At 61.6% G+C, this 9803-nt stretch carries 6 protein-coding genes; 3 read left to right on the forward strand and 3 right to left on the reverse strand.

Annotated features, from left to right (window positions below; all coding sequences use genetic code 11):
* Positions 1 to 106 precede the first annotated feature (106 nt).
* Positions 107 to 1150, forward strand: coding sequence for a hypothetical protein (locus WNE31_RS09230; protein ID WP_349979454.1), 1044 nt, complete (start codon positions 107 to 109; stop codon positions 1148 to 1150).
* An 8-nt stretch (positions 1151 to 1158) separates the two neighbouring features.
* Here WNE31_RS09230 and WNE31_RS09235 read toward each other — a convergent pair whose 3' ends face one another.
* Together WNE31_RS09235 and WNE31_RS09240 are read right to left on the reverse strand one after the other, a co-directional pair.
* Entirely contained in the window at positions 1159 to 1767 is a 609-nt protein-coding gene (locus tag WNE31_RS09235; RefSeq protein WP_349979455.1) for a trimeric intracellular cation channel family protein, read from the reverse strand.
* Between the two features lie 101 nt (positions 1768 to 1868).
* The gene (locus WNE31_RS09240) at positions 1869 to 5309 is read right to left on the reverse strand and encodes a pyruvate carboxylase (protein WP_349979456.1); all 3441 of its coding nucleotides are present in this window, start codon (positions 5307 to 5309) and stop codon (positions 1869 to 1871) included.
* A gap of 236 nt (positions 5310 to 5545) precedes the next feature.
* On the opposite strand from WNE31_RS09240, the gene WNE31_RS09245 reads away from it, so the two are divergent.
* Positions 5546 to 6007 carry a rhodanese-like domain-containing protein gene (locus WNE31_RS09245; protein ID WP_349979457.1) on the forward strand — a complete coding sequence of 154 codons (462 nt, stop codon included), beginning with the start codon at positions 5546 to 5548 and terminating at the stop codon, positions 6005 to 6007.
* Here the strand turns inward: WNE31_RS09245 and WNE31_RS09250 are convergent.
* The gene (locus WNE31_RS09250; protein WP_349979465.1) at positions 6004 to 7137 is read right to left on the reverse strand and encodes an alpha-hydroxy acid oxidase; all 1134 of its coding nucleotides are present in this window, start codon (positions 7135 to 7137) and stop codon (positions 6004 to 6006) included. The two genes, WNE31_RS09245 and WNE31_RS09250, sit on opposite strands and share 4 nt — an antisense overlap.
* 141 nt (positions 7138 to 7278) lie before the next feature.
* Here WNE31_RS09250 and WNE31_RS09255 point away from each other — a divergent pair, with 141 nt between their 5' ends.
* Complete coding sequence (locus WNE31_RS09255) at positions 7279 to 9714, forward strand: ATP-dependent helicase (protein ID WP_349979458.1); 2436 nt, start codon at positions 7279 to 7281, stop codon at positions 9712 to 9714.
* Positions 9715 to 9803: the final 89 nt, after the last annotated feature.

The following is a 9803-nucleotide window of genomic DNA, read 5'->3' on the forward strand; positions in this document are numbered from 1 at the left end:
AGCGTGACGACAGGGCCGCCGATCCGTCGGCGGCCTTGTGCCAAAACAGGCGGTAATCACGGAAATCTGTGTCGTCGCCTGTTTGGGAATCTGCTAGAAAGGGGCCATGATCAAAGCCATCGCTCTTGCATCCGGTCTTGCACTGTCCACCTTCGGCGTCGCATGGGCCTGCGGGTTCCACAACTATGCGCCCAAGCCCGGCATTGTGGACCAGATGTTATCTGCCGAGCGGATCGTTCTGGCGCGGGCGGATACGGCAAACCCTTTCCGCTATGCTGTGACACAGGTTCTGCACGGGCCTGCGGGCGATGCAGGTATTCCCTTTCTGGTCGATTCGACCACCCGTCAGAAACTGTCGCGCATGGCCAGCGATGCGGTGCTGTTCGTGACCGATCCCGAGACCGGCGACTGGAAGCGTATTGCCTATGTCGATAGCGCCATGGCACCGGTGCTGGAGAGCATCCTCACCCGCTTGCCCGCTTGGCGCTATGGCGGTGATCTCGAACGGTTCCAGATGTTTGCCGACCTCGTGCGCCACCCCGACCGTCAGGTGCGCACTTTGGCGCTGAGAGAACTGGATCAGGCGGACTACGCCGTGCTGTCACAGCTTTCCCTTTCGCTGGATGTGCCCACGATGGCGGCCCGCCTTGGCCAGACGACTGAACGGGATCTGACGCCGATCCGTATCCTGCTTTTGGGGTTCAGTGAAGACCCGCTGGCCCAAGAGATCGTGCAAACCGGGATGGAAGCGAACCTTGCCTTTGCGGGTCTGTCGCTGGGGCCGTTTGCCACCGCTTATGTCGAGGCGTTCGGGGTCGATGCGGTCGGCCTGTTTACCGGATCCCTGCTTGCCGCACCCAACGTGCCCATGGCCAACAAGGAATCCCTGATCGAGGCACTTGCCATTCATCGTCAGTCCGGCGATCTGGCGCTGGGGCACCAGATCATCACGGCAGTGGAAGACGTGCTGGACGCCCATCCGGAACTGGCCCCGCTGGTTGCCCGCCAGTTCGGGGCGCGCCACGAATGGGCCTTTCGCCACGCGTTGGCAAAGGCCCTGCACGCGGGCACGGGTTTTGGCGAACAGGACAGGCTGGACGTGGCCGATTACCTTGCCTTTGCTGGGCTGGGCGGCGACCCCCTGCAATAGTGCGCGGTTTACCAGTTCCGGCGCAGCAACAATCCAACCCGCATGAAAAGGATCAGGCCAAAGCTTGCAATCGTGGCCACGGGATCGGCGTAAACGCTGACCAGTCCGTAATAGACCGCCCCCCCGATCAGTGAGATCGTCGCGTAAAGGTCTTCTTTCAACACGCTTGGGGTGATGTTGCACAACAGGTCGCGGATCATACCGCCCGCCGTGCCTGTCACACAGCCCAGAACGATGGCAATCACGGGCGCCGCGCCCGCCCCAAGCGCCACCTGCACGCCCGTGATCGTGAACAGGGCAAGGCCAATCGCATCAAGATACATCAACAGCGCCAACCGCTGCCCGTTGCCCGCCGGCATCTTGGCCGCGACCCAAAAGCTGAGGATCGAGGCAGGCACCGCGACCGAGATATAGCGCAGGTCGGTGATCCAGAAGGCCGGTGTCAGACCCAGAAACACGTCGCGCAGCGTGCCGCCGCCCATGGCCGTCGCGACCCCGAGAACCGTCGCACCGAACAGGTCCAGCTCGAACCTGCGCGCCTGAATAGCAGCCGAGGCGGCCATGACGGCCGTGGCGATCAGCGCCAGCGAGGAAAATGTGAGCGTCAGTATATCCATGACATCACCCTAGAGCGCCCTGTGGGTAAGATCGACACCCGCCGCCACGAAAAACGCCCCCCGCAGGGCAGGGGGCGTTTTCCTTGGAATGCAGCTTGCTCTTATTCGAGCTCGATCATCAGGTCCTTCGCGTCGATTTGGCCACCGGCCTGCACATGCACCGCCTTAACCGTGGCGTCACGCTCGGCGTGGATACCGGTTTCCATCTTCATCGCTTCGATGGTCAGCAGCAGATCGCCTTCCTTGACCTGCTGGCCCACGCTGACGGCAACACTGGCCACCACGCCGGGCATCGGCGCGCCGATGTGGTTGGCATTCCCCGCTTCGGCCTTGGGCCGCGCCGCGGTCGAGGATTTCACCAGACGGTTGGGCACGCGGATCACGCGGGGTTGGCCGTTCAGTTCGAAAAACACTTTGACCTCGCCGTTCTCGTCGGTCTCGCCAATCGCTTGCAGGCGGATTTCCAGCGTCTTGCCGGGGTCGATTTCGGCCGAAATCTCTTCGCCCGGCTCCATGCCATAGAAGAAAGTCTTGGTCGGCAGGGTGCGCACCGGACCATAGGTGCGGTGGCGGCCCATGTAATCAAGGAAGACCTTGGGATACATCAGATATCCGTTCAGGTCCTCGTCATCGACCTTGTAGCCTTCCAGCTCTTTTGACAATTCGGCGCGGGTCGTCTCAAGGTCAACCGGCGCGAGGTGTTTGCCGGGGCGTTCGGTGTTGGGTTGTTCGCCCTTCAGCACCTTGTCGATGATCGCCGAGGGGAAACCGCCCGGGGGCTGGCCCAGATTGCCGCGCATCATGTCGACCACCGAGTCCGGGAAGGCCACGTCATGCGACGGATCTTCGACCTCGGCGCGGGTCAGGCCTTGGGATACCATCATCAGCGCCATGTCGCCAACCACCTTGGAAGACGGCGTTACCTTGACGATATCCCCGAACATCTGGTTCACGTCGGCATAGGTCTGTGCGACGTCCGGCCATTTCTCTTCCAGCCCCAAAGACCGGGCCTGTGCCTTGAGGTTGGTGAACTGGCCACCGGGCATCTCGTGCAGGTAAACCTCGGAGGCGGGAGCCGCGAGGCCGCTCTCGAACGCCACGTATTGCGCCCGCACGCCTTCCCAGTAATCCGAGATTTCACGCACAGCTTCGATATCCAGACCGGTGTCGCGGTCGGTATGGCGCAGCGCCTCGACGATCGAACCAAGGCAGGCTTGCGAGGTGCCGCCACTGAACGCGTCCATGGCTGCATCCACCGCGTCGACACCCGCATCGGCCGCGGCCAGAATGGTCGCTCCCGCGATGCCGCTGGTGTCATGGGTGTGGAAGTGGATCGGCAGCCCGACCTCTTCCTTCAGCGCCTTGATCAGAACCGTGGCCGAGGCCGGTTTCAACAGGCCTGCCATGTCCTTGAGACCCAGCACATGCGCGCCTGCCGCCTCAAGCTCTTTGGCCATCGCCACATAGTATTTCAGGTCATACTTCGCACGGTCGGGGTTCAGAATGTCGCCGGTGTAACAGACCGTGCCTTCGCAGATCTTGCCGGACTCCACCACCGCATCCATGGCGACGCGCATGTTTTCGACCCAGTTCAGGCTGTCGAACACGCGGAACACGTCCACGCCGGTTTCCGCAGCCTGCCGTACAAATTCCTGCACCACGTTGTCGGGATAGTTAGTATAGCCCACGCCGTTCGAGGCGCGCAGCAGCATTTGCGTCAGAAGGTTCGGCATCCGCTCGCGCAGGTCGCGCAGGCGCTGCCACGGGCATTCCTGCAAGAAGCGATAGGCCACGTCAAAGGTCGCACCGCCCCAGCATTCGACGCTGAACAGCTGCGGGATGTTCGCGGCATAAGCAGGCGCCGCCTTGATCATGTCGATCGAGCGCATCCGCGTCGCCAGCAGCGACTGGTGCCCGTCCCGCATCGTGGTGTCGGTGAGCAGCAGTTGTTTCTGCGCTTTCATCCAGTCGGCCACCGCCTGCGCGCCCTTGTCCTCGAGAAGGTTACGGCTGCCATAGGCCGGTTCCGCGCGGTTTGCAGGCGGGCGCGGTGCCTTGAGGTCGGCCGGCGGCATTGGGCGATCGGTGGTCTCGGGGTGTCCGTTCACGCTGATATCGGCGATATAGGTCAGAACCTTGGTGCCCCGGTCCTTGCGCTTGGCGAACTGGAACAGCTCGGGCGTCTCGTCGATGAACTTGGTGGTGTATTGGTTGGTTAGGAAGGTCTTGTGCTTCAAGAGGTTCTCGACGAACGCAATATTGGTGCTGACACCGCGAATCCGGAACTCGCGCAGGGCGCGGTCCATGCGGGCGATGGCCTTTTCGGGCGTCGGTGCCCAGGCGGTCACTTTCGTGAGCAGCGAGTCATAGTAACGCGTGATCACCCCGCCCGCATAGGCCGTGCCGCCATCAAGGCGGATGCCCATGCCCGTGGCTGACCGGTACGCGGTGATACGGCCATAGTCGGGAATAAAGTTATTCTGCGGGTCTTCGGTCGTGATCCGGGTTTGCAGAGCATGGCCATTGAGGCGGATGTCATATTGCGAGGCTTTGCCGGTGGCTTCGGCAATGCTCTTGCCTTCGGCGATCAGGATTTGGGCCTGAACGATGTCGATGCCGGTGACTTCTTCGGTGACGGTGTGTTCAACCTGCACGCGGGGGTTCACTTCGATGAAATAGAACTTGCCGGTCTCCATATCCATCAGGAATTCGACCGTGCCGGCGCATTCATAGTTCACATGGGCGCAGATTTTGCGGCCAAGCTCGCAGATTTCTTCACGCTGTGCCTCGGAAAGATACGGAGCAGGGGCGCGCTCGACAACCTTCTGGTTGCGGCGCTGGACCGAGCAGTCGCGTTCGTAGAGATGATAGATGTTGCCCATCTTGTCGCCAAGGATCTGAACCTCGACGTGGCGGGCGCGGGTGATCATCTTTTCCAGATACCCCTCGCCATTGCCGAATGCGGCTTCGGCCTCGCGACGGCCTTCCAGTACCTTTTCCTCGACCTCGTCTGGACCAAAGATCGGACGCATGCCACGGCCACCGCCGCCCCAGCTTGCCTTGAGCATCAGGGGATAGCCGATCTCGGCCGCCTCGGCGCGGATCGCGTCCATGTCATCGCCCAGAACTTCGGTCGCAGGGATCACCGGCACACCGGCCGCGACGGCGACCTTGCGGGCCGATGCCTTGTCGCCAAGGGCGCGCATGGTTTCGGCTTTGGGGCCTATGAAAGTGATACCGTTCGCTGCGCAGGCATCGACGAATTCGGGGTTCTCGGACAGCAGGCCATAGCCCGGGTGGATCGCATCCGCCCCGCTTTCCTTGGCGACGCGGATGATCTCGTCAATCGACAGGTAGGCCGCAACCGGCCCCATGCCTTCGCCGATGCGATACGCTTCGTCCGCTTTGAAACGGTGCAGGCCGAATTTGTCTTCTTCGGCAAAAACGGCGACGGTCTTTTTCCCCATCTCGTTTGCGGCGCGCATCACGCGAATCGCGATTTCACCGCGGTTGGCGATTAGGATTTTCTGAAAGTCAGGCATGGGCAGGCTCCCCTCTTTTGTGCTCTGTCCAAAAAGTGACCAATGCCTAAGGCATGGGCTGCTTTGCGCGCAATACCAAGGACTGCGTAGTCTTGTTACATTTTCGCAAGGTTTTGTTCATTTTTTGGACATGAGCATAATTTGAACGGTCACGCGTTTGTGCGCAGCGACGTATTGCAACGCGAAACCGTCCGTGGCAGTAAAATCATGTTACATCAAAAAATCGGAATGTGAACATGTTAACTCGCCGCTCGTTTCTCTGGACCGCCACCGCTGCGGCGTTCATGCCCGCGTTGGCCCATGCCAACCCCGCCAAGATTAGCGCCGCTGACGCGCTGGAACAGGTCCGGGCGGGCAAGCTGATCCTGATCGACGTGCGCACTCCCGGTGAATGGGAACAGACCGGCGTTGCCAAGGGCGCGTGGCCGCTGGACATGACCCAGCGCGATTTCGGGCCGAAATTCCTGGCCGTGCTGGAACGCAATCCGGACCATGAGGTCGCCATCATTTGCCGCACAGGCAACCGGACGGGATACTTGATGGAAGTGCTGGAAAAGAACGACATCAAGGGCGTTCTGGACGTGTCGGAAGGCATGGCCGGCGGGCCGAATGGCAAAGGCTGGATTCCTTCAGGTCTGCCTGTTGTGCCCGGTCGTGAAGCGGTCGACAACCTGCCTGCAGACCTCAAGGCGCTCTAGGTCACAACGCACGTGTGCAGATCGGCAAGGCTGGCTGCTCCGATCTGCCCCATATTGGCCTGCATGTCCTGACGCAGAATATCCACCAGATGATCGGGTCCCTTGGCGCCAAGCGCAGCAAGGGCATAGTGGAATCCCCGCCCCAACATCACGAAATCTGCGCCTAACGCCATGGCGCGCAGAATATCCAGACCTGTCTCAACGCCGCTGTCCAGAATGAGCGGCAGTGATGTGGCTGCGCGGATTGCGGGCAGGGCCTCGATCGTGGCAGGGGCGGCGTCGAACTGGCGCCCGGCATGGTTCGAAATCCAAAGCGCATCCACACCCATCGCCTCCAGTCTCGGCGCGTCTTCTGCCCTCAGCACGCCTTTGACCAAAAGCGGCCCGTCCCAGTGGTCGCGTAGCCATTGCAGATAGGCCCAGTCCGGCGAGGTCCGCAAAAGATAGCCCGCATGGGCGGTCGAACTCAGCCCCGTCACCTGCCCGGCATATTCGTCGATCAGGCGCATACGCGGCATCCCGCTGCGCAAGATGGCCAGCGCCCAGGACGGACGCCGCGCAACCTGAGCCAGAAGGCGCGGGGTAAGGCGGGGCGGGGTGGTCAGGCCGGACCGCACCTGCCGTTCGCGGCGGCTCGCCACCGGTACGTCCACGGTCAGAACCAATGTCGTAAACCCGGCGGCCTTGGCCCTCTGCAGGATATCGCGGCGAATGTCCGCGTCCCGCGGCGGGTACAGCTGGAACCACGCATGGTCTCCGATATGCGGGGCCAGATCATCGGGCGTCTGCGTGGCAACGGTGGATAGGCAAAAGGGAATGTTCAGACGCTTGCCCGCCTCGGCCAGCATCTGTTCCGCACCGGGCCAGATAAGACCCGACATGCCCACGGGCGCGATCCCGACGGGCAGGGGGTGGTCTGCGCCCAGAAAGTGCACCGCTGTGTCACAGGCAATATCGCCGTGCAGGATCGACGGCAGAAACAGGATCTCGTCCAGCTTGGCACGGTTGCGGGCCTTGGTTCGCTCATCCCCGGTGGCGCTGTCCAGATATTCCCAGACAAATTTGGGCAGGCGCGCCTGTGCTTTCTGGCGCAGATCGGACAGGGCGGGATATGTGGCGTGAAGGTCCATGCCCCCGTTTTCCGCCGCATCCGCAGCTTTGTCCAGAGACCGCGCAGCCGCGCCACACGCAACAGTGCGCGCTGGCGGGAAATGCACTTGGAACATAAAGAGAACTTTTCTTCACGCTTTGCAAGGGCTACATTGCGCCGCATGAGCAGTTTTGACGAATCCGACGCTTTCGAGAGCGCCTCTCTCTCGGCCCGCGCGATGGCCGCGCGGCCTGTGTCCACACCTTATCTGGACGAGTTGAACCGGGCCCAACGCGAAGCCGTTGAACGGCTGGACGGGCCTGTCCTGATGCTGGCCGGGGCGGGCACGGGCAAGACCAAGGCCCTGACCGCGCGGATTGTACATCTTCTCAACACCGGTCGCGCGCGCCCCAACGAAATTCTGGCCGTGACTTTTACCAACAAGGCCGCGCGCGAGATGAAAAACCGTGTGGGCGGTATGCTGGGCCACACGGTTGAGGGCATGCCGTGGCTGGGCACCTTCCACGCGATCTGCGTGAAACTGTTGCGCCGTCATGCCGAGCTGGTGGACCTCAAATCGAACTTCACCATTCTGGACACCGACGACCAGATCCGCCTTCTGAAACAACTCATCGTCGCCAACAACATCGACGAAAAACGCTGGCCTGCCCGCTTGCTTGCCAACCTCATTGACGGCTGGAAGAACAAGGCGCTGACCCCGGCCAAGCTGCCCGCAGCGGATGCGGGTGCGTTCAACCATCGCGGCGGGGAGCTTTATGAGCAATACCAGTCCCGCCTGCGCGACCTGAACGCGACCGATTTCGGCGACCTGTTGTTGCACATGGTCACGATCTTTCAGGACCATCCCGACGTTCTGGCCCAGTATCAACGCTGGTTCCGCTATATTCTTGTCGACGAATACCAGGATACCAACGTCGCCCAGTATATGTGGCTGCGCCTTCTGGCGGGCGGGCACAAGAATATCTGCTGCGTCGGCGATGATGACCAGTCGATCTATGGCTGGCGCGGAGCCGAAGTGGGCAATATCCTACGCTTTGAAAAGGATTTCCCCGGCGCCCATGTGGTGCGGCTCGAACAGAACTACCGATCGACCCCGCATATCCTCGCCGCCGCCTCGAACGTGATCCGCGGCAATGCCGACCGTCTGGGCAAGGAACTCTGGACCGAGGCGGATGAAGGCGAAAAAGTCCGTCTGATCGGCCATTGGGACGGCGAAGAAGAGGCCCGCTGGATCGGTGAGGAGATCGAAACCCTGCAACGCGGTGTACGTGAACGTCGCCCGCTGTCGCTGGATGACATCGCCATCCTCGTGCGCGCCTCGCACCAGATGCGCGCCTTCGAGGACCGCTTTTTGACCATCGGTCTGCCCTATCGTGTGATCGGTGGGCCACGCTTCTATGAACGGCTCGAAATCCGTGATGCCATGGCCTACTTCCGCCTCGTCGTCTCGCCCGAGGATGACCTCGCCTTCGAGCGGATCGTGAACACCCCGAAGCGCGGCCTTGGCAATGTCGCCCAGCAGAAAATCCAGACCTGCGCCCGCGACAATGGCGTGTCGCTGATGGAAGGGGCCCGTATCCTGATCGCGGAAAAGGGCATCGGCGGCAAAGGCGCCAAGGAACTGGCGCTGCTGCTCGACAACCTCGACCGTTGGCGCGCCATGATGGCCCGCCCGCAACCGACGCTGGCGGATGACGATGCCATTCTTGATGATGAAACGGGCCCTATGGCCCAGCCCCTGCCGCTCGACGCCCCCGATGTCAGCCATATCGAACTGGCCGAAATCATCCTTGATGAATCCGGCTACACCACCATGTGGCAGAATGACAAAACACCCGAGGCCCCGGGCCGCCTTGATAACCTTAAGGAACTGGTCAAGGCGCTGGAAAGTTTCGAGAACCTGCAAGGGTTCCTCGAACATGTCAGCCTGATCATGGACAACGAATCAGACGAGGCCGAGGAAAAGGTCACCATCATGACCCTGCATGCGGCCAAGGGGCTGGAATACCCCGCCGTGTTCCTGCCCGGCTGGGAAGACGGGCTTTTCCCCTCCCAGCGCAGCATGGATGAAAGTGGCCTCAAGGGGCTCGAGGAAGAACGCCGTCTGGCCTATGTGGGCATCACCCGCGCCGAGGAACTCTGCACCATTTCCTTTGCCGGAAACCGGCAGGTTTATGGCCAGTGGCAATCCCAGATGCCCTCGCGATTTATCGACGAACTGCCCGAGGATCATGTCGAGGTGCTGACTCCGCCGGGGCTCTACGGGGGCGGGTTTGGCGCCGCCGCGCGGCCCTCGGCCTCAGCGCTGGATGATCGGGTGGCCAGCGCCAACACCTATAATTCGCCGGGCTGGAAACGGATGCAGGCCCGCGCCGGCGAACGCGGCCTGTCACAGCCCCGCGAATCGCGCAATTCCGTCATCGACGCAAACGCGATCTCGAGTTTCACCGTCGGCGACCGCGTGTTCCACCAGAAATTCGGTTATGGCACTGTGATCCATATCGAGGGCGACAAGCTGGAAGTGGCGTTTGAAAAGGCGGGCACCAAACATGTCGTCGCCAGCTACGTCACCGCGCCTGACGACATCCCGTTCTAGGGCATTCGGGGGCGGGTACACACCATCGCCCAATCTTCACCTTCGAAAAATACTCCGGGGGAGTCGTGCAAATTCAGCGAATTTGCACG

This window comes from Shimia fortis, from assembly GCF_040225985.1.
Taxonomy (GTDB): Bacteria; Pseudomonadota; Alphaproteobacteria; order Rhodobacterales; family Rhodobacteraceae; genus Shimia.